We start from the raw sequence: 16,706 nt of genomic DNA on the forward strand, positions 1-16,706 counted from the left end.
ATAAATGGCACAAGTTGAAGAGCAAAATGATCAAGCCGTCATTGATGGTCCGGTTATGCTTGTTGATGATGAAAGAGCAATAAGGGTTTCGACAAAACAATGGCTTGAGCTGGCTGGACACTCTGAAATTGACGATTTCCAAGATGCACGATCAGCACTTGAAAATCTGGATTGGCATTATCAAGGGATTGTAATTTCTGATGTTAAAATGCCAGGAATGGACGGCCTTTCTTTGTTACGAGAGATAAAAAATATTGATGCCAATATTCCGGTGGTACTTGTAACGGGACACGGTGATGTTTCAATGGCTGTTGAGGCCATGAGAAATGGAGCCTATGATTTTATCGAAAAGCCGTTCGAGCCAGAACACCTTTTGGATATCGTTAGAAGAGCGTTGGAAAAGCGCGCTCTTGTTCTGGATAACCGTGCACTGAAACGAGACCTTGTTGCGGCCGAAGGTCTTGATGCACGTTTGGTCGGCGCAAACCCGATTATGCGAGCACTTAAAAGGGATATCATTGATATTGCCCCAACCAATGCTTCCATTCTTATTCAAGGCGAAACAGGTAGCGGAAAGGAAGTTGTTGCCAGTTGTCTTCACGAGTTTGGTGAAAACCCCAGCGGGAATTTTGTTGCCGTTAACTGTGCTGCTATTCCTGAACAAATGGCGGAAAGCGAGTTCTTTGGCCATGAAAAAGGAGCTTTTACCGGGGCCCAATCAAGACGAATGGGAAAGTTGGAGGCTGCAAATGGTGGTACTTTATTCCTTGATGAATTGTCCTCGATGCCAATGGATCTTCAGGCAAAACTTTTGCGGGCTTTGGAAGAGCGCAAAGTAACTCCTTTGGGGGGGAACGTTGCCAGACCTGTTCAATTCAGATTAATAGCAGCCCTTCAGGAACTGCCCGAAGATGCGATTGCCTCGGGTAGATTACGGGAAGATCTTTATTACCGTATTGCAACTTTCGTGATGGCAATCCCCCCCTTACGGGTACGTAAAGATGATTTGCCAATTTTATTCAAGCTTTTGGCAAAACGTGCAGCCGAGACTTTTGGGCGGGAAATCGAAATGCCGGGCCCCGAAGGTATAGCCAGTCTTATGGCCCATAATTGGCCGGGAAACGTACGTGAATTACGAAATGCGGCAGAGCGTTATGCCTTGTCAACACGCCCTCCTGAGGAAAAGCTATCGATCATTTTAAACAGTGAAAAAGAAAGTCAGGCAAGAACAACTCTCCCCCTTATAGAACAGGTACGATTATTTGAGCGAAATGTTATACTTGCTTCTTTGGGACGGCATAAGGGAAATGTATCAGCAGTGATTGAAGAACTTTCCATTCCAAGACGGACACTGAACGAAAAGATGGCCAAGTATAACCTCAAAAGAAGTGACCATGAGTAAGTGCTGAAGTTATGTTTTTTGATCAATATCGGCGGATTGTTGCCGATGAACTAGTTTGAATTCGGCAGATACTTGCTAGTGCTATTATGTTGTTTTAAATATTTTAATATATATCAAATGGTTACAGAAATATTAAACTGGCACAGGCTTTGCTGTTATACTGTCTGGTAATGAGTGATCGTTATCTACAAAGTTCTTTGTAGTTTCAGTTTATAAAAATAATAATTATCCTATGGGAGGATACTCATGCGTAAACTTACTCTTCTTGTGGCCGCTGCAGGTGTTGCACTTTCAGCTTTTGCTGCACAGGCAGAACCTATCATTATTAAACTCAGCCATGTGACAAAAGAAACTGGCCACCCAAAAGGGGAAGCTGCTGCTCTTTTCGCAAAACGCGTTAATGAAGAATTAGCAGGTAAGGTTGAGGTTCAGGTATATCCTAACTCAACTCTTTATAATGATGACAAAGCGTTGGAAGCATTGTTGCTCGGTGATCTTCAAATGGCAGCGCCGTCACTTTCTAAGTTTGAAAAATATACCAAAAAATATCGTATTTTCGACCTGCCTTTCCTATTTGATAATATCGAGGCTGTTGATCGTTTCCAAAACAGTGAAAAAGGTCACGAGTTGCTAGGCGCAATGGAAGACCGTGGTCTTCGTGCCCTCGGATATTGGCATAATGGTATGAAGCAAATTTCTGCCAACAAGCCGCTCATCAAGCCTGAAGATGCTGATGGTTTGAAATTCCGTGTCCAAACATCTGATGTTTTGGTTGCGAATTTTGAAACACTTGGCGCAAACCCGCAAAAAATGGCGTTTAGTGAAGTATACGGTGCTTTGCAACAAGGTGTCGTTGATGGTCAGGAAAACACTTGGTCCAACATCTACACGAAGAAATTTTACGAAGTTCAGGATGGAATTACCGAAAGTAACCACGGTATCCTTGATTACTTAATCGTGACGTCATCTGAGTTTTGGGATAGTCTTCCAGACGATATTCGTGCTGATCTAGAACGTATTCTTGCAGAAGTTTCTCAAGAGCGTAATGCAATCTCTGCTGAAATTAACCAGACCAACAAGCAAAAAGTTATTGATGCCGGTGGTGTCGTACGTACTTTGACAGCCGAACAAAAAGCTGAATGGCGTAAAAAACTTGCCCCTGTCTGGGAAGAATTCTCAGGTGATATCGGTCAAGATATGATCGATGCAGCCCTGGCTTCAAACTAATCCACGTTTGATTTGAAAATCGATTGATTTCTAATATTTAGGGGCTTACTGGCAACAGCTAAGCCCCTTATCTTATCTGGAAGCAGTGTCCCATGAGCAAATTCATTACGCTAATTGAGGAAAGCTTCATCTCCCTACTAATGGCAGCGATGGTCTTGGTCACCTTTTCGCAAGTCGTAGCTCGGTATGTTTTTAACAGCGGGGCTTTGTGGGCGTTGGAGCTAACGACTTACCTATTCGCATGGCTTGTTATTTTCGGTATTTCATATGGTGTGAAAACACATATTCATATTGGTGTCGACGCCTTTGTTAAGCTGTTCAAAACACCGATTCAACGGGTTTTTGGTTTGTTAGCGGTTACAGCATCAGTCATTTATGCAGGTATCATGTTTTACGGTGGTTGGATCTATGTCGGTAAATTAAAAAAAATTGGCATTGAGACCCATGATATGCCCATACAAAAATGGTTGTTTTTGTCCATTCTTGTTATCGGTATGGGACTTGTAATTTTCCGGTTACTTCAGGCTTTTTGGAGTATTCTGACTGCCAAAGAGGACTTTTCAATCCTAGGAGATGAAAGTAAGGATGCTATTGAGCAGTTTAAAGAAGACGATATGAGTGAGGAACAGAAATAATGGCCATTCTTGTTCTCTTTACTCTATTGTTCCTTTTGCTGTTGTTGGGGACGCCGATTGCGTTTTCCCTTGGTCTGGCAAGTCTGACAACGATCATTTTCTTTTCAAATGACTCGCTAGGTTCCATTTCACTCAAATTCTTTGAAACGATGGAACACTATACGTTACTGGCTATTCCTTTCTTTATCCTCTCCTCCGCATTTCTTTCAACGGGCGGTGTTGCTCGTCGATTAATCCGCTTTGCAATGGATTGTGTGGGGCACTTGCAAGGTGGCATGGCAATGGCATCGGTTTTAGCCTGTATGCTGTTTGCTGCTGTTTCAGGTTCATCGCCGGCTACTGTTGTTGCCATTGGTTCTATCGTTATTGCGGGTATGCAAAAGGCTGGCTACTCAAAAGAGTTTGCAGCTGGTGTGATCTGTAATGCAGGTACGCTTGGTATCCTTATCCCGCCATCTATTGTGATGGTTGTTTATGCTGCTGCTACGGATGTGTCTGTTGGTCGTATGTTTATGGCTGGCGTTATTCCTGGGCTGATTGCGGGCTTGATGCTGATGATCGGTATTTATGTTGCCGCACGTGTCAAAAAGCTCCCTCGTCTCCCCAGAGCAACCAGTGCAGAAGTCTTCGCTGCCTTTGGTGATGCAATTTGGGGACTGATGCTCATCGTGATTATCATGGGCGGTATTTATGGCGGTGTCTTCACTCCAACCGAAGCTGCGGCTGTTGCCTCTGTCTACGCCTTTGTGATCGCTGTTTTTGTTTATCGTGATATGGGTCCACTTAAAGGACGTGATGCTTCTGATTTAGGGGTGGGTGATTATTTGATCGCTATCCCCAAGAGTGTGTTTGATGCAGATGTTCGTAAAACAATTCTGGAAGCATCCAAAGTTACGATCATGTTGTTGTTCATTGTGGCTAATGCAATGTTGTTTGCCCATGTGCTAACGACCGAGCGCATTCCGCAAACGATCACCAATGCCATTCTAGAGGCAGGCCTTGAGCCTTGGATGTTCCTGATTGTTGTGAATATTCTCTTGCTCATTGCCGGGAATTTTATGGAACCATCAGCTATTCTGTTGATTATGGCACCTATCTTGTTCCCTATCGCTATGCAGCTTGGTATTGATCCTATTCATCTGGGGATCATCATGGTTGTTAATATGGAAATCGGTATGATTACCCCCCCTGTTGGCCTGAACCTCTTTGTGACGGCCGGGATAACGGGAATGCCAATTTTAAAAGTTGTAAAAGCAGCCTTGCCTTGGTTGATGATTTTACTGGTCTTCCTGATATTGATTACCTATGTACCTATCATCTCTACTTTCTTGCCGGATCTTGTATACGGCGCACAGAAATAACATTTAGAAAGGGGAGCTTAATTGCTCCTCTTTTTTATGACATCTTCTTATTTATGGCATCTTCTTAATTGTATTTTTTTGGGATGAATAGTTAATGGAAATGAATGGCCGCTACATAATTAACGCACCAAGGGACAGGGTGTGGGCCGGGATGAATGATCCACAGATTTTAAGACAGGCTATTCCCCGTTGTGACGAAGCTATCCGTCATTCGGATACAGAATTTACAGCGGTCTTTTCTTTTAAATTAGGTTTTATCAGGCCTCGATTGGAAAGTTTGATTTCCTTATCAGATATTAACGCTCCAAATTCTTATGTGATGTCCGCTGAAGGCAAAGGAAAACTGGCTGGAATGGCCAAAGGGCGGGCAAATGTAACCCTACACCCTATAGAAAATAATAAAACTCTACTGGAATTTCATGCCAGCGGCGATATGCAGGGAACAATTGCAGAGATGGCTTCTAAACTTGTAACAAAAACCGCACAAAAGCTCGCAGATGATTTTTTTGCGCGGTTTGATGAGGTGATTAGTAAAAAATCTTAGAGTATCCGACCGTAAGTATCGCTGTATATCTATTATATTCACTGAGAACTTACATATTTCTCTAGGAAAGCCGTTACATCTTTTTCAGCACCATGGTCATAAAGGTCCATATGAAATCCCTTTTCAAAAAAAGTTGCCTGCTTTTCACCTTGGACTGCATTTAATAATTTACGAGAAAATTGAACAGGAATAACGCCGTCTTTTTCGCCATGGAAAATAAAGACAGGTGCTTTGACATCCTTTATTGCTTCATGGGATTTCCATTTATCCTTCAATAGAAAACGTGCAGGTAAAAACCAGTATTTTGATTGGGCAACATCTGCAATAGAGCTATAAGGCGCTTCGAGTATAACTGCTTTGACGGCATGTCGTGAAGCAAGCCAGACCGCCATTCCAGTGCCCAAAGATTCTCCGTACATTATCAATTGCTCATCGGTATAACCTTGGCTTTTTAACCACTCTATTGCATCCAAGCCGTCGTTTTTAAAAGCTTGTTCTGAAGGTGTTCCGCCATGACCAGCGTATCCACGGTATTCGACTTGAAACAAGCCGTATCCAAGTTTCGTTAAGTAAGACAGTTTTTGCACGCGGTCACCTGTATGTCCTGCGTTACCGTGGAAAGCAATAATTACAGGATAGCCCGGTTTTCTGGATGGCTGGTACCAATGGGTCAGTTCTATCCCATCAGATGTTGTTAGGGTAATTTCCTGGACCCCTACTCCGCCGTATAGTTCGGGCTTGGCGCGTATTTCTGAACCAGGGTAAACCAGCTTTGTTTGCAACAGATACATTCCGACCAGTACCAGTGTATAGAATGTTGCAGCAAAAATTAGAAAGTTCATTAACTGGCTCCTGAAACGCATACTAATACCTTGTTTTATAAGATCTATAGATCAGTACTTCATATTTACGAATTTATATATAGTATCTGAACGACAAATGTTGTCGGGAAATGACATGAAAAAACGCGTTTATGTCATCATACCTTATATTGATTAATTCCTTATTGCCATCTATGGCAGTCGTGTTAATGAATAAACAGAGATAAATTTACCGAAGTTATCAGGGAGTGATAAATTATGGATGTTCGTGCTGCGGTCGCCTGGGGTGCTGGCAAGCCTATGACAATTGAAACCGTTCAACTGGAAGGACCTCGCCATGGGGAAGTTCTTGTTGAAATGAAAGCAACGGGTGTTTGTCATACAGATTATTTCACTCTCTCCGGGGCAGATCCTGAAGGTCTTTTTCCTACAATTCTGGGGCACGAAGGTGCTGGGATTGTTGTCGAAGTCGGCCCGGGCGTAACTTCCTTGAAAAAGGGCGATCATGTGATCCCTCTTTATACACCGGAATGTCGCGAGTGTGATTACTGTTTAAACCCGAAAACCAACCTTTGTCAGGCGATACGTTCTACACAGGGTCAGGGACTGATGCCTGATGGTACAAGTCGTTTCTCCATGGACGGAAAGATGTTGCACCATTACATGGGCTGTTCAACCTTTGCGAACTACAGTGTTCTTCCGGAAATTGCGTTAGCAAAAATTCGTGAAGATGCGCCTTTTGACAAGGTTTGCTATATCGGGTGCGGTGTTACCACGGGTGTTGGTGCCGTGATTAATACGGCCAAGGTTGAGCCAGGATCAAATGTTGTTGTTTTTGGCCTTGGTGGCATTGGCTTAAATGTCATCCAAGGTGCCCGGATGGTTGGTGCCAACAAGATCATCGGTGTTGATCTGAACGATGACCGCAAAGCACTCGGCGAAAAATTTGGGATGACAGATTTTGTTAACCCAAAAGATATTGACGGTGATGTTGTCGAGGCGCTTGTTGATCTGACAAATGGCGGGGCTGATTATTCTTTTGAGTGTATCGGTAACGTGAACACCATGCGTCAGGCACTTGAATGTTGCCACAAAGGCTGGGGTGTCTCTGTGATCGTTGGTGTTGCAGGCGCGGGACAGGAAATCGCGACCCGCCCGTTCCAATTGGTGACAGGACGCGTCTGGAAGGGAACTGCCTTTGGTGGTGCCCGTGGACGTACAGATGTACCGCAAATTGTTGACTGGTACATGGACGGTAAGATCAATATCGACGATTTGATTACCCACACAATGCCGTTGGACGATATTAACTCTGCATTTGATCTTATGCATAGTGGTGAATCAATCAGATCTGTCGTACTGTATTAATTACATGCACACTTGAGGGGCCTTTCTTTATGAAGGGTCCCTTTTCTTTTTTGTCTTAAAGTATTCTTCTATTGTTATCAGGTTTCTTTCCCATGACAGAACTCAACATTACCGATCTTGAACTTATTGGTGAAAACAAGATGTTTGGTGGTTTTCAGCGCGTTTACAGTCACTCTTCAAAAGTGTGTAACGGGGCAATGCGTTTTGCCATCTACTTGCCGCCTGCAGCATTAAATGGAAATAAAGTTCCTGTCGTCACCTATCTTTCGGGATTAACCTGTACGGAAGATAATGTAACGGTTAAAGCGGGTGCACAACGAATGGCAAGTGAGTTGGGCGTAATTTTTGTTGCGCCTGATACATCGCCACGTAATCAAAATATTCCAGGTGAAGATGACAGCTATGATTTTGGTTCTAGTGCTGGGTTTTATCTAGATGCTACGGAAGAACCCTGGTTCGGTTCTTATAATATGTACAGCTATATAACGCAGGAATTACAGGATGTTATTGCGAGTAATTTTGATGCTGCAGATATGAATAGGCAGGGAATCACTGGGCATTCCATGGGGGGGCATGGTGCATTAACGATTCATCTGAAAAACCCAGATCTTTTCAAAACCTGTTCTGCGTTTGCGCCAATATGTGCACCAATGAGCTGTCCGTGGGGAGAAAAAGCGTTCAGTGGATATTTGGGGGCAGATAAGTCCAAATGGGCCATATATGATGCAACAGAGTTAGTAAAAGAATCACCATCGAACGCTACTCTTCTTGTTGATCAAGGAAGCGCGGATACGTTTTTGGTGGAACAGCTAAAGCCAGAACTTTTACAGGAAGTTTGTGAAAAAACAGGTCAAAAACTGACATTAAGAATGCAGGACGGTTATGATCATAGTTATTTCTTTATGGCGACCTTTATCGAAGATCATCTGAAGCACCATGTTGCAGGGTTGTCATAAGACAAAAAATAACAAATTTTGCCTCTTGTAAAGATTTTGGTCATAAATTTCGTGCCATTATCTTGTTCGTAATACAGGTAGTATTAGATGAAAGAGGCAAAGTATGTCCAAGGTACTCGTAAATGGTGATAGCTTGTCACCACAAGATGTTGAATTAATTCAGTCTTTTTATAAAGACAATATAGCAAGTGGCCACATTGGTGAAGTCTTACCATTGGCAACCCAAGATGGGGAACAGGTCGTCGCTGTATTAACCCCAGATAACACTAATCTTATATGTGCATTCGGAAAGGTTTCTGATTGGTATTGCGCAATCGATACCCATTCCAATGTATTGGCAAAAGCTCAGGCGTTAGGGGATTTAATCTCTAATATTTCGCTGTCTTCACTAAGCTAAAAAATATACTGAACAAACGCCGTGTTTATTTTATGAGCACGGTGTTTTTTATGTTTAAAAATTTTAATTAATCAGAAAATACCTGTTCATGGCACGAAGTATCACTGTTTTCTGATATGGTTAATGTATGTTACAATCATGTACTTATCTGATTAATTAGGGTGAGGAATGGGGATAAAAAAAGAGCTTTATAAGTCAGTAATGTTACTCTTTTTACTTTGGCCATCTTCTATGTTGGCGCAAGAATCTCTCGTCTTTACCGGTATAGAAAACTCTTCTTATGCGACGATTAGTCAGCGAGTGATGAAAGAGGCATACAGACGGTTAGATCTAGCCGTAAAATTTACCGCCTTACCCGCAGCAAGATCTTTGGCTGTTGCGAATTCAGGTAGGGTTGATGGCGAATTATATCGAATAAAAAATATCCACTTAAAGTACAAAAATCTTATGATGATCCCTACTCCCATAGGAATAATGGAAGGTGTGGCCATTACAACAAATCCCAAAATATCTTTGCAGGGCTGGCAAAGTTTAGCGCCATACCGTGTGTGTATTCGAAACGGCGTGAAGTTTGCCGAAGCGGGTACCAAAAAAATGAAAGTTGATGTTAATAATTCAAATGAACACCTTTTTTATAATTTAGGCCTTAATAGATGTGACATCATTGTTCTTGCACGCCTAACAAGCATAAAGCTGACCCAAGATTTTGAGAAAGAAATGAAAAGGCCTGTCTACTACCATGTTATCCAGACCTATCCGTTGTTTCATTACCTACATCAGAAAAACAAGCATTTAGTTCCAGAGTTAACAGAAGTTTTAGACGAAATGCAAAGCGATGGAACTATAGCAAATTTACGAACTGATTATATTGAAGAAATATCGTCTACTAAATCTGGCTTATAGAATCTCCTTCGTTGGATAACTGCTGACATACCTTAATGTTATTTCTATATTTTAGCTGTAAATTGCCTGTATTGCTTAATTTTAAAGGTGCCAGTGAAATCGTTTTATGTGTTGTCTCTTAAGAATTCTGCAGATATTTGAAGTGTGACTTCATCGCCAATCGCCGGGACGAGGTTAGAGATATTGTAATCTGACCGTCTAATTGTTCCTGTTGCAAAAAAAACAAGAGTGTCTTTCCCTGTTAGAAAATTTACAGGTCCACCATTAAATTTTATAATCATTGAAATGGGGGGTGTAATACCTTTTAGGGTTAAGTTTGCTCTCATTTCAGATTCTGTGTCACTGACAGGTATGATCTCTGTACTTTCAAGATAGGCAAGGGGGGATTTTTACTATCAAACCAGCTGGTACTTCTAAGTTCCGTTTCAAAATCGTCGTTATTGACATCTAGGCTTGAGATCTCAACCTTTGAAAAAAGCTTTGTCGTCTTGGGGTTTTGAGGATCAAAATCTAAAGACGCTTCTATCGTATTGAACCTGCCGAATAATCTGAAAACCCTAGATGCTTGTGGGTGTTGTTACTATATCGCATCTTGATTTTAACATTGGCTCTGGCCAGTGGTTACTTTGATAGCACAAATACAAAAATTGACTTTGGTTTAAAGGTTTTGGGTTTAAGGCGGATAACCGGAGATTTTGGAACGGTTAATGGAAAAGCTATTATTAGCCGAAGTTCACAAAAACAGAATTTCATCAATATTACAGTCTTATCGGGCTCTGTTCATAACAACAGTACTTATATTGAGAACAAGATAAAAAGTGTCGACTTTCTTGATAGGGTAGCCTTTCCAACGATTATATTTCAAAGCAATAGTTTTGAATGGACCCCACAAGATGACATTATTATCGTGGGGCCCCTCACGCTTCATGGAGTTACAAAAGAAATAAAATGGGTGGCAAGGATGGTGAACTCTAAAGAAACACCATTATATGAGCTGAGTTATCGTGTGAACACAGAGATTAATAAATCTGACTTTGGCATTACCAAAGGACTGCCGTTTATATCTGATAAGATTACGTTGAATATAGAGATACAAGCTCTAAGGCCGCAGGGATAATCTTATATTAACAGGGACATAGGGCATATAGTACAAGAATCAAAAAAGCCGCTATAAAGCGGATTTGAACCGAATGGCGACCCCTACGGGATTCGAACCCGTGTTGCCGCCGTGAAAGGGCGGTGTCCTAGGCCTCTAGACGAAGGGGTCATCTTTCGGTGAGCAAGTAATTACCGATTTCAGGGACCCTTGGCAAGCACCTTTTTCATATAAAGTTCGTTTTTTTCATTTTTCTTTAAAAAATTCCAAAAATGATTAATTTTGGATTTAAATTCAGCAAGATAGATGCAGATGAATACAATCAATTAGCTGAATTTACCCCTGCCCTCTTAGTAGAATATACGAATCGTTTCGGTTAACGTCAGTAAATTGGATAAAGAATATTGGAGCGAGAGATTCGTATCGTCTTAGAATCAAAAAAGCCGCTATAAAGCGGATTTGAACCGAATGGCGACCCCTACGGGATTGCAACAATAGCCATATTTCTCAACAAAATCAACGAACCGGACGGGACACACTACGCCTTTTCGGTCGTATAGAGAACAATGGCTTACCCACCGGAACGGGACACAATCCAGACAATCAAATAAATAAAAACCCCGGCGCGAACGCACTCGCAACCGGGGATAAAGACGCTATGGAAAACAGCTGTCTACCCCCAAAAGATAGCCCAGAATGGGACGGGGCGCCAGCTATTATTTTGCTTCACTTTTGTGGGGTGGCGGCATGACTGATAAGCCTAAAAAACTTAACAGTCAGAAACGCTGGCGCATCCGTAACCCAAAAGCATATGCGGCCCATAAAGCCGTTTATTCAGCATTGCGTAACGGAAACCTGAAACGCCAGTCATGCGAATGTTGCGGCGATCCTAAAGCAGAAGCGCACCACCCCGATTATTCACGCCCGCTTAAAGTTAAGTGGCTTTGCCGAACGCATCATAAGTTTGAGCACGCCCGAAAGGGGGTGCAGTAATGGGGCGCGATAAGAGAAACGAACAGGGCCGTCCAGATCATTGGACCAAGATGATCCGTCCCACCATGCAAACGGATGCTTGGCGGTCTTTATCTACCACAGCTCAGGCCCTTTATCCTTGGTTGAAATTTGAATGGCATGGGCCGAAAAGCAACAACAACGGCAAATTACGCCTATCGGTAAGGCAAGCGGCTGAATGCCTAGGGTGTAACCGTAATACGGCAGCGCGTGCCTTCCTCGACTTGCAAGCGAAAGGATTCATTGTCCAGACTGAGGGGGCATGCTTAGGAACAGGTGGCGCGGCACAATCCCCAAGTTATGAGCTAACAGAGATTGCGCTTGTCGGTTCTAATGTCGGACGGCGTTTATATCTTAATTGGAAGAAGGGCCACGACTTCCCCGCTATAAAATCAGCAACAAATAACCCAAGCGGCACGAACGGCAAAACGGCAATTACCCCTGACAACGTTGTTAGTCTGAAAGGGGGTAAATCGTGATAGATAAAATTAAAACCCTGTCATCATTTTTAGGACGGCCCTGTCATCATTTTGGTGACGGTTATGCCTTACCCTGTCATCATTTTGGTGACGGCCTGTCATCATTTTTAAGCAGGATTAGCCCTTTTTCACCCCTACCCTGTCATCATTTTGGTGACATCCTTATATACCATACACCCATCAATAAAATTATAAATCCAATTGGTGCCATCTTAATTAGCTTGGCCATTGGGATAGTTTTGATTGGCTCACTTAATAACGCGATCTTGCTGCTTGCGCCTATTTGGGTTGCCTTGGCTGAAATGGTCCCAATGGCCCCTTATTGGAGAGCAGCAGGGACCGCTGAGGGGAGTTTTCAATTCCCTCTCCCGATAAAATACAAATCGGAAAATCAAAAAAAAGAAAAAAAAGATTGTCTGGCAGTCGGGACGAAATGTTTCCGCTTACTCCCAATAACAAAAATAAAAAAAAAGGGAGGCTTGGGAGTTAATGGCTAGATCGTCAAAAGAGGCTTTGGAAGCTCTTAGATTTTTACCGAGATTGATTATTCCAGAAGGGCGACTTGCTGGAAAACCTTTAAAATTGGCGACCTATCAAAAGGGTTTTATTCGCGGGGCTTTTGCCAAGGGTGTTGAAACTGGTTGTTTAAGCATTGGCAGGGGAAACGCTAAAACGGCCTTATCTGCGGGAGTGGCTTTAGGGCATTTAATGGGTGAGATTGCTTGCCAGCCTAAACGAGAGATTATTTTCGCAGCACGTAATAGGGACCAAGCAAAAACGGCTTTTGGCTTTCTTTTAGGCTTTATTGAAGGGCTTCCAGAAGAAGAACAAGAAACCTTTTCTATCCGTCGTGGTTCAAAATTGGAAGTTGAAACACAAGAAAAAGGCGGTGGCCTTGCTCGTGTTATTGCGGCAGATGGAAAATCTATTCTTGGCGGTGCGCCTACCCTTGCGATCTTGGACGAACGCGCAGCATGGGAACGGGACAAAGGGGACGCCCTTGAAAATGCAATCCTATCAGGTTTAGGCAAACGTGACGGGCGAGCGTTAATAATTTCAACATCCGCGCCAGATGATGCAAATACATTTTCTAGGTGGTTGGATGAACCGCCGCTGGGAACATTTGTTCAAGAACACCGCCCAGACCAAGGTTTACCGCCTGACGATCTTGAAAGTCTTTTGGTTGCAAATCCGGGGGCAAAGGAAGGAATTGGCCCTTCCCCTGATTGGTTGGTTGCACAAGCAAGGCGAGCGATTGCAAGAGGCGGTTCAGCATTATCCAGCTTTAGAAACTTAAACCGTAATGAGCGCGTTGCATCCGATGATAGATCGGTTCTGCTGACGGTTGATGAATGGCTTTCTTGCGAGGTTTCACCCGATGATCTTCCAGAGCGTTTTGGTCCGGTTGTTCTAGGTATTGATCTGGGGGGGTCGCGGTCAATGTCTGCGGCTTCTCTTTACTGGCCTGAAACTGGACGGCTGGAATGTGTTGGGGCTTTTCCGGCATCGCCAAGCCTTGCAGATCGCGGGCAAGCTGATGGTGTTGCCGGGCGTTATGTCGAAATGAAAGATCGCGGCGAACTGGTGACAATGGGCGCGGCTACTGTTCCCGTGTCCCGATTTATGGCTGACGTAGTTGAAAAGCTTGATGGACAAATACCCGCTTCAATCGTGGGTGATCGTTTCCGGCATGCTGAATTTTTGGAAGCCCTGCGGGATGCTGGCCTTGATCGAGTGCCTTTTATTTGGCGCGGGTTTGGATGGAAAGACGGCTCGGAAGATTGCGAACGACTACGGCGGGCAGTCTTTGAGGGGGAAGTAAAAACGATCCCTTCACTACTGCTTAGATCGGCTTTTTCGGACGCAATAACCCTAGTTGATCCGGCAGGAAATCACAAATTAGCGGCGGGCAGATCAAAGGGACGCATAGACCCGGTTGCGGCAACGGTTCTTGCTGTTTCGGAGGGCGCAAGAATGCGCCGTGCACCTAATCAATCGAAAGGACGGTTAGCATGGGGTTAAAAGAAATTGCATCAAGATTAATTAATAAACATGGGCAAACGGCGACGTTATTACGCCCAGGGGAAGATATTCCAGACGGCGGCGGCGGCACTATTCCGGGAGAGGATACAGAACACCCCGTTGCGCTGCTATCTGCGACATATGCGGTTGAGCTTCAATTAATAGCCGGCGGCTTTTTAGACGTAGGCGATCAACGGCTTTTAATGTCTGTGGATGGTCTGACCTTGGATCCAGCAACAACGGATCGCTTGAGAATAGACGGCGACTTATTCCGAATAATCAGAATTTCACCCCTAGCCCCTGCGGGAGAGGTCATTTTCTGGGAATTGCAGGTTCGTAATGACTAATAAGCGCAAGGAATACGCTCGATATTCTAGGGCCGTTACCCGTGGCCCGCGCTGGCGGTTTTTGCGTAGGCAAGCCCTTGATCGTGATGGTTGGGCTTGTGTTCGTTGCGGGACACATATGCGCCTTGAATGCGATCACATCAAGCCAGTCCGTACACACCCAGAACTATCTTACACCTTTTCAAATTTACAAATCCTTTGCGGGCGTTGCCATGCAAAGAAAACCCGAATTGAGGTCGGGCACAGTGTCTTACCTCAAAAACGTCAAAAGTGGCGTGATCTGCTGCGAGATATGCAGCTTTAACCTGTTAAGAGACAAGGAAAAGTAACCATGCTTACATCAAAAAAATTAGAAATCAGACGTTCAGAAATTCGCGAAAACCTTTCGGAATTGGCAGGAATTGAAAAACCTTCCACAGATGAAATCCGCAAGATTGGCGAACTGGATACAGAATACAGAGCTAAAGAAACCCAGTACCGCGCGGCGTTAATTTCAGAAGAAGAAGAACGCAAAAAAGCGGGTGCGGAAATTGAATCTCGCCAAGAAACTGAATGGCGAAATATGGTTGATGATTTTGAATTACGCCAAGTTGTTATGTCTCTTGACGAAGGCAGCGCAATAAACGGCGCAACAAAAGAAATTATCGACGAAATGCGGGCATCAGGTGGTTATCAGGGTATGCCCGTTCCTTATGCGGTACTTGAGACAAGAGCGGGCGAAACAGTTGCAAGCGATCAAATTAACCCTAAAGCTATCAGACCAACCATTGACAGAATTTTTCCTAATTCCGTAGCGGCGAGACTTGGCATTCAACGGATCGGCATTGCGCGCGGTGATTTGTCTTTTCCTGTTGCAACGGCGGGCGCGGTGTTTGGTTGGGCCGATGGTGAACTTGCTAATGTTGGCGCAGCGTCAAAATATGAAACATCAGAGCGCAGCTTGTCCCCTGATAATACAGGCGGCGCGCAGATGATCCTAAGCCGAAAATCGCTTAAACAATCCGGTGAAGGTCTGGAACAATCTGTTCGACGCGATTTAAATTCGGTAATTGGAACGGAGCTAGATCGTGTGGTTGTAAGTGGTACGGGCGCAGATGGGCAACCATTAGGAACTATTCCAGGTGCCGTAACTTATGGCATTGATTCAACGGCAATCGGCGCGGCGGCAACGTGGGCGGCGTTCCGTACTGAGGTTGTCGCATTTATGGAAGCCAATGCCATTTCATCGGCAAGCCAAGTTAATTTAGCCCTCACCCCTGCGATATGGTCTGATCTGGATGAAGCCCTTATTTCTGGAACGGCTGTTTCTGAATGGGACCGATTAACAAAGCACGTTGGAACGCCAGCGGTTAGCAACGTTATCCCTGCGGCGTCTGCAATCATGGCGGCGAACGTTCAAGGGATTGCCCCCGGATATCTTGGGCTTTATGGCGGCGTTGATCTTATCCGTGATCCGTACACAAAAGCGGCGCAAGGTTCACTCGTGCTTACTGGCCTTGTAACGGCAGATTATACCGTTCCTCGTGGTCTGCAAACACGTATTCTAACAGGGCTTACAGCGTAATGCTTTGGAGCGGATATAGTGGCGGGCTTGAGGTCCGCACCTCTGAGGGCGGGTTAACCGTCCTTAGGGGCCGTTTCCCTTATGCCGTCCCTACCGTTTTAAGTGATGGTAAGGAAAAGCGAAGGGAAGTTTTTGAGGCAAGAGCTTTTGGGGCATCGGTTGCCAGTGGCGGTGACGTTCATTTACTGGTTCATCACGACATGAACAAGCCGTTGGCTTCTCGCGGAGCTGGTTCACTGGAATTTGACGACACAGACGACGCTTTGACGTTTGAGGCCAGAATATCCCCTGAAATGGATAAAGTTGGATATGTCCGGGATTTTCTAGGCACATTAGCGGCGGGGCTTGTTGGTGGTATCTCCCCCGGCTTTCGTGTCCCACAAGGCGGCGACATGGTGAAGCGTTCAGGTGATGGTCTTTTGCGTGTTGTGAAATCTGCGGATCTTATTGAGATAAGCGCAGTAACAAAGCCAGCTTATCCGGCGGCCCAGATCGAGGCCCGAAACTGGGAGCCAGATTATACCCCTGACCAAAGCAAAATTGCGTCGGTTATTAATCGTTGGAGGCTTTAAA

At 44.3% G+C, this 16,706-nt stretch carries 19 protein-coding genes, 1 tRNA gene and 1 pseudogene; 18 read left to right on the forward strand and 3 right to left on the reverse strand.

What is annotated here, in order from left to right:
• The first annotated feature begins 4 nt into the window (after positions 1 to 4).
• From ACN0QW_RS05580 to ACN0QW_RS05600, 5 genes are all read left to right on the forward strand, one after another.
• Entirely contained in the window at positions 5 to 1,402 is a 1,398-nt protein-coding gene (locus tag ACN0QW_RS05580; protein ID WP_417429498.1) for a sigma-54-dependent transcriptional regulator, read from the forward strand.
• A 246-nt stretch (positions 1,403 to 1,648) separates the two neighbouring features.
• Entirely contained in the window at positions 1,649 to 2,629 is a 981-nt protein-coding gene (locus ACN0QW_RS05585; protein ID WP_417429500.1) for a TRAP transporter substrate-binding protein, read from the forward strand.
• Between the two features lie 92 nt (positions 2,630 to 2,721).
• Positions 2,722 to 3,264 carry a TRAP transporter small permease gene (locus ACN0QW_RS05590; protein ID WP_417429502.1) on the forward strand — a complete coding sequence of 181 codons (543 nt, stop codon included), beginning with the start codon at positions 2,722 to 2,724 and terminating at the stop codon, positions 3,262 to 3,264.
• A complete protein-coding gene (locus ACN0QW_RS05595) occupies positions 3,264 to 4,625 on the forward strand; it encodes a TRAP transporter large permease (RefSeq protein ID WP_417429504.1) in 1,362 nt (453 codons plus the stop codon). The genes ACN0QW_RS05590 and ACN0QW_RS05595 overlap by 1 nt, the downstream gene beginning before the upstream one ends.
• A gap of 94 nt (positions 4,626 to 4,719) precedes the next feature.
• A complete protein-coding gene (locus ACN0QW_RS05600; RefSeq protein WP_417429506.1) occupies positions 4,720 to 5,169 on the forward strand; it encodes a CoxG family protein in 450 nt (149 codons plus the stop codon).
• A 38-nt stretch (positions 5,170 to 5,207) separates the two neighbouring features.
• On the opposite strand, the gene ACN0QW_RS05605 is transcribed toward ACN0QW_RS05600, so the two are convergent.
• Entirely contained in the window at positions 5,208 to 6,011 is an 804-nt protein-coding gene (locus tag ACN0QW_RS05605; protein ID WP_417429508.1) for an alpha/beta hydrolase, read from the reverse strand.
• A gap of 237 nt (positions 6,012 to 6,248) precedes the next feature.
• Between ACN0QW_RS05605 and ACN0QW_RS05610 the strand changes: the two genes are divergently transcribed.
• From ACN0QW_RS05610 to ACN0QW_RS05625, 4 genes are all read left to right on the forward strand, one after another.
• Positions 6,249 to 7,358 (forward strand): S-(hydroxymethyl)glutathione dehydrogenase/class III alcohol dehydrogenase, encoded by a 1,110-nt coding sequence (locus ACN0QW_RS05610; RefSeq protein WP_417429510.1) that lies wholly within the window; start codon positions 6,249 to 6,251, stop codon positions 7,356 to 7,358.
• A gap of 92 nt (positions 7,359 to 7,450) precedes the next feature.
• A complete protein-coding gene (gene fghA, locus ACN0QW_RS05615) occupies positions 7,451 to 8,314 on the forward strand; it encodes an S-formylglutathione hydrolase (protein ID WP_417429512.1) in 864 nt (287 codons plus the stop codon).
• A gap of 103 nt (positions 8,315 to 8,417) precedes the next feature.
• Positions 8,418 to 8,711, forward strand: coding sequence for a hypothetical protein (locus tag ACN0QW_RS05620; RefSeq protein WP_417429514.1), 294 nt, complete (start codon positions 8,418 to 8,420; stop codon positions 8,709 to 8,711).
• Between the two features lie 168 nt (positions 8,712 to 8,879).
• Positions 8,880 to 9,614 (forward strand): hypothetical protein, encoded by a 735-nt coding sequence (locus tag ACN0QW_RS05625; RefSeq protein ID WP_417429516.1) that lies wholly within the window; start codon positions 8,880 to 8,882, stop codon positions 9,612 to 9,614.
• A 104-nt stretch (positions 9,615 to 9,718) separates the two neighbouring features.
• Here ACN0QW_RS05625 and ACN0QW_RS05630 read toward each other — a convergent pair.
• Positions 9,719 to 10,152 (reverse strand): annotated as a pseudogene (locus ACN0QW_RS05630) (YceI family protein); the annotation flags it as partial.
• Positions 10,153 to 10,185: 33 nt separating this feature from the next.
• On the opposite strand from ACN0QW_RS05630, the gene ACN0QW_RS05635 reads away from it, so the two are divergent.
• Positions 10,186 to 10,731, forward strand: a complete 546-nt coding sequence (locus ACN0QW_RS05635) for a YceI family protein (RefSeq protein ID WP_417429518.1) — start codon at positions 10,186 to 10,188, stop codon at positions 10,729 to 10,731.
• Positions 10,732 to 10,805: 74 nt separating this feature from the next.
• On the opposite strand, the gene ACN0QW_RS05640 is transcribed toward ACN0QW_RS05635, so the two are convergent.
• Positions 10,806 to 10,881: transfer RNA gene (locus tag ACN0QW_RS05640), tRNA-Glu, on the reverse strand.
• A 525-nt stretch (positions 10,882 to 11,406) separates the two neighbouring features.
• On the opposite strand from ACN0QW_RS05640, the gene ACN0QW_RS05645 reads away from it, so the two are divergent.
• The 8 genes from ACN0QW_RS05645 to ACN0QW_RS05680 are packed head-to-tail and all read left to right on the forward strand — an operon-like array spanning position 11,407 to position 16,705.
• Entirely contained in the window at positions 11,407 to 11,703 is a 297-nt protein-coding gene (locus tag ACN0QW_RS05645; RefSeq protein WP_417429520.1) for a hypothetical protein, read from the forward strand.
• The gene (locus tag ACN0QW_RS05650; protein WP_417429522.1) at positions 11,703 to 12,200 is read left to right on the forward strand and encodes a hypothetical protein; all 498 of its coding nucleotides are present in this window, start codon (positions 11,703 to 11,705) and stop codon (positions 12,198 to 12,200) included. The genes ACN0QW_RS05645 and ACN0QW_RS05650 overlap by 1 nt, the downstream gene beginning before the upstream one ends.
• Positions 12,197 to 12,697, forward strand: coding sequence for a hypothetical protein (locus tag ACN0QW_RS05655; RefSeq protein WP_417429524.1), 501 nt, complete (start codon positions 12,197 to 12,199; stop codon positions 12,695 to 12,697). Before ACN0QW_RS05650 ends, ACN0QW_RS05655 begins: the two co-directional genes overlap by 4 nt.
• Entirely contained in the window at positions 12,690 to 14,222 is a 1,533-nt protein-coding gene (locus ACN0QW_RS05660; RefSeq protein WP_417429526.1) for a terminase large subunit domain-containing protein, read from the forward strand. Before ACN0QW_RS05655 ends, ACN0QW_RS05660 begins: the two co-directional genes overlap by 8 nt.
• Positions 14,213 to 14,569, forward strand: a complete 357-nt coding sequence (locus ACN0QW_RS05665; RefSeq protein ID WP_417429528.1) for a hypothetical protein — start codon at positions 14,213 to 14,215, stop codon at positions 14,567 to 14,569. Before ACN0QW_RS05660 ends, ACN0QW_RS05665 begins: the two co-directional genes overlap by 10 nt.
• Complete coding sequence (locus ACN0QW_RS05670; RefSeq protein ID WP_417429530.1) at positions 14,562 to 14,873, forward strand: HNH endonuclease; 312 nt, start codon at positions 14,562 to 14,564, stop codon at positions 14,871 to 14,873. The genes ACN0QW_RS05665 and ACN0QW_RS05670 overlap by 8 nt, the downstream gene beginning before the upstream one ends.
• 27 nt (positions 14,874 to 14,900) lie before the next feature.
• On the forward strand, positions 14,901 to 16,133 hold the full coding sequence (locus ACN0QW_RS05675; RefSeq protein WP_417429532.1) for a phage major capsid protein: 1,233 nt from the start codon (positions 14,901 to 14,903) through the stop codon (positions 16,131 to 16,133).
• Entirely contained in the window at positions 16,133 to 16,705 is a 573-nt protein-coding gene (locus tag ACN0QW_RS05680; protein WP_417429534.1) for an HK97 family phage prohead protease, read from the forward strand. The genes ACN0QW_RS05675 and ACN0QW_RS05680 overlap by 1 nt, the downstream gene beginning before the upstream one ends.
• Position 16,706: the final 1 nt, after the last annotated feature.

The sequence above is a fragment of the Kiloniella sp. genome (genome assembly GCF_048259265.1).
In the GTDB taxonomy this organism is placed as follows: domain Bacteria; phylum Pseudomonadota; class Alphaproteobacteria; order Kiloniellales; family Kiloniellaceae; genus Kiloniella.

Excerpts from the sequence above, each read along its gene's own strand:
- ACN0QW_RS05625 (WP_417429516.1), top strand. The coding sequence starts at position 8,880 with ATGGGGATAAAAAAAGAGCTTTATAAGTCAGTAATGTTACTCTTTTTA.
- ACN0QW_RS05670 (WP_417429530.1), top strand. The coding sequence starts at position 14,562 with ATGACTAATAAGCGCAAGGAATACGCTCGATATTCTAGGGCCGTTACC.
- ACN0QW_RS05590 (WP_417429502.1), top strand. The coding sequence starts at position 2,722 with ATGAGCAAATTCATTACGCTAATTGAGGAAAGCTTCATCTCCCTACTA.
- ACN0QW_RS05675 (WP_417429532.1), top strand. The coding sequence starts at position 14,901 with ATGCTTACATCAAAAAAATTAGAAATCAGACGTTCAGAAATTCGCGAA.
- ACN0QW_RS05595 (WP_417429504.1), top strand. The coding sequence starts at position 3,264 with ATGGCCATTCTTGTTCTCTTTACTCTATTGTTCCTTTTGCTGTTGTTG.
- ACN0QW_RS05600 (WP_417429506.1), top strand. The coding sequence starts at position 4,720 with ATGGAAATGAATGGCCGCTACATAATTAACGCACCAAGGGACAGGGTG.
- ACN0QW_RS05580 (WP_417429498.1), top strand. The coding sequence starts at position 5 with ATGGCACAAGTTGAAGAGCAAAATGATCAAGCCGTCATTGATGGTCCG.
- fghA (WP_417429512.1), top strand. The coding sequence starts at position 7,451 with ATGACAGAACTCAACATTACCGATCTTGAACTTATTGGTGAAAACAAG.
- ACN0QW_RS05665 (WP_417429528.1), top strand. The coding sequence starts at position 14,213 with ATGGGGTTAAAAGAAATTGCATCAAGATTAATTAATAAACATGGGCAA.
- ACN0QW_RS05645 (WP_417429520.1), top strand. The coding sequence starts at position 11,407 with ATGGGACGGGGCGCCAGCTATTATTTTGCTTCACTTTTGTGGGGTGGC.
- ACN0QW_RS05620 (WP_417429514.1), top strand. The coding sequence starts at position 8,418 with ATGTCCAAGGTACTCGTAAATGGTGATAGCTTGTCACCACAAGATGTT.
- ACN0QW_RS05605 (WP_417429508.1), bottom strand. The coding sequence starts at position 6,011 with ATGAACTTTCTAATTTTTGCTGCAACATTCTATACACTGGTACTGGTC.
- ACN0QW_RS05585 (WP_417429500.1), top strand. The coding sequence starts at position 1,649 with ATGCGTAAACTTACTCTTCTTGTGGCCGCTGCAGGTGTTGCACTTTCA.
- ACN0QW_RS05680 (WP_417429534.1), top strand. The coding sequence starts at position 16,133 with ATGCTTTGGAGCGGATATAGTGGCGGGCTTGAGGTCCGCACCTCTGAG.
- ACN0QW_RS05650 (WP_417429522.1), top strand. The coding sequence starts at position 11,703 with ATGGGGCGCGATAAGAGAAACGAACAGGGCCGTCCAGATCATTGGACC.
- ACN0QW_RS05660 (WP_417429526.1), top strand. The coding sequence starts at position 12,690 with ATGGCTAGATCGTCAAAAGAGGCTTTGGAAGCTCTTAGATTTTTACCG.
- ACN0QW_RS05610 (WP_417429510.1), top strand. The coding sequence starts at position 6,249 with ATGGATGTTCGTGCTGCGGTCGCCTGGGGTGCTGGCAAGCCTATGACA.